4 protein-coding genes are annotated in these 1,782 nt (G+C 44.6%); all 4 read right to left on the bottom strand.

The features are described 5' to 3' along the window. Window positions 1-429: 429 nt before the first annotated feature. On the bottom strand, window positions 430-675 hold the full coding sequence (locus tag AC3DKE_RS09460; protein WP_487990527.1) for a DUF6868 family protein: 246 nt from the start codon (window positions 673-675) through the stop codon (window positions 430-432). Between the two features lie 49 nt (window positions 676-724). Next, on the bottom strand, window positions 725-1,090 hold the full coding sequence (locus AC3DKE_RS09455; protein WP_487990526.1) for a SpoIIAA family protein: 366 nt from the start codon (window positions 1,088-1,090) through the stop codon (window positions 725-727). A 144-nt stretch (window positions 1,091-1,234) separates the two neighbouring features. Next, entirely contained in the window at window positions 1,235-1,522 is a 288-nt protein-coding gene (locus AC3DKE_RS09450) for an N-ATPase subunit AtpR (RefSeq protein ID WP_487990535.1), read from the bottom strand. A 152-nt stretch (window positions 1,523-1,674) separates the two neighbouring features. Continuing rightward, the coding region (locus tag AC3DKE_RS09445; protein WP_487990534.1) for an SHOCT domain-containing protein at window positions 1,675-1,782 on the bottom strand (108 nt) is incomplete at its 5' end.

Below are 1,782 nucleotides of genomic sequence, written 5' to 3'. Positions count from 1 at the left end.
TCGCAGACACTACAACAGTCAGGCATTGCCACCTCAGCTGCGAGGCTAACTCGGTGGCAGTCGGGCATATCTATCACGACAGCTGCGGCATTTTCGGAGTGGCTTGTCGATATATTTCCCGCCCACGCCTGTACCTGACATAAAGAAAAAACTGTCAGGACAACGCTCATGATGAGCGAAATGGCTTTGCGCTGGTTGCGGTTCATTTATTCAGCATAGCTAACGTGTCATGCGACTGGCAAGTTAACTTTCCGGCTCAGCAGTAGTTGAGCCTGGCTAGGAGATCTGAATCGCTGTCTTGATCCATTGCTCGCCCCAAGTAGTGCTGCTTGCCATTTGTCTTGATAAAAACCTCAAGTTAAGGCCTGTATGTGCTCAGCAACAAGTTATCACAAACAGCGAGTTAGCATGTCAGAGCCAGAATATCCGCTATTGACCCATTATTTTTAGAGCTATATACGGGGATGCCAAGAAGACGAATACTAACATTTTATACTTAGCAAGGTATTTAAAATAGATTAGCGAAATATCCTTTTCTGCAATCCCAAACATTTTACTGTGCACGGACATTATATTCGCCCTAAATGCAATCAGTAATATTGCCGAAAAAAATAGAAAGCCTATATTAACAACCGTAGCCCAACTAAGCAGCTCTGTAAGCTGTGAAATATCCATAATTTAGTATCTCCAGATTCATAAAGCCCTCTGCTTAACTCGGGCGCTATCACTCTTTAACCCACTCCCACGCATTAGCCAGTTGACTTGACTCAAAGTACCTCTCACTGACACCAACTAATTTGCCAAATGGGCTATCTGCAGCGACCAACAAACCAAGCACTTTGCTGTCAGAGACAAGGGCCATCTTATTCATGTTTTTAATATTTTTAAATGTCCACTTCAAATCAGAAAAAGCCACATCTATGCCGAAATTAATTCGCCCGTCTAGTTTAACTAATACGTTAATATTTCCATGCTCTTCGATTAACTTATCAAAGACTTCTATCCATTTACTTTCTTCCTCAGTAGAAATTTTCCCAGATATTTCAATTCCAATAGTAGCATCTTTACTTTCTGGTAATTTACTTATCATATTTCCCTCTATTATGTTACGAACTTACAATATGCGATTTTGCTTGACTGATCGCCACAAAGAGAAGCGAAAGCAATGTCGCTTATATGTACTCTTTCACAAGTTAATCCAACCAGCGAGTTAACTTGTCAGTACCCATGGGATTCATGGGGCACTGCCTCCCCTACACTGCGCTATGCGCCACGAGGACGATGGCAAATAACGAGTCATCAACATTCGTGTGACAACAAATCCGGTCAATGACGCAGCTAGTGCCTGCCAGCCATAATGTGACAACAGGTAAAAGCCACCTACCGCCAGCGACGTACGTAGTAAGAAACTGGCGAAGAACCATAGGCCAGGCTGTGACGACACAAGGCTGCGTTGTATGGTCCACAAGAGGCCACAGAAATACATGATGCCTAGCGCAGCGCCTGCAAGCAGCGCTAGCATCACTCCGATTAGACTACTCATCGTCGTGCTCCTTGCTGAACTCCGGCGGCGCACCAATAAGCATCTATCCGCGATAGCAATTCCGGCGTCAGAGTTTTGTGCTTCATGATCCAGACCTTTCGGTCAAAGCGTGTGTGTCGGTATCACAGCCGTTACGTAGCAGTAATTTCCACCTTCATTAAAGCAAACTCCTCACGACTGATTTCGCCTTTGGCATAGCGCTCATTCAATATATCGAGTGCGCCTTTTTCAAAGCGCGT

The sequence above is a fragment of the Paraperlucidibaca sp. genome (genome assembly GCF_982810325.1).
The sequence above is the reverse complement of the archived record's forward strand: the minus strand, read 5'-3'. Positions and strand labels throughout refer to the sequence as shown.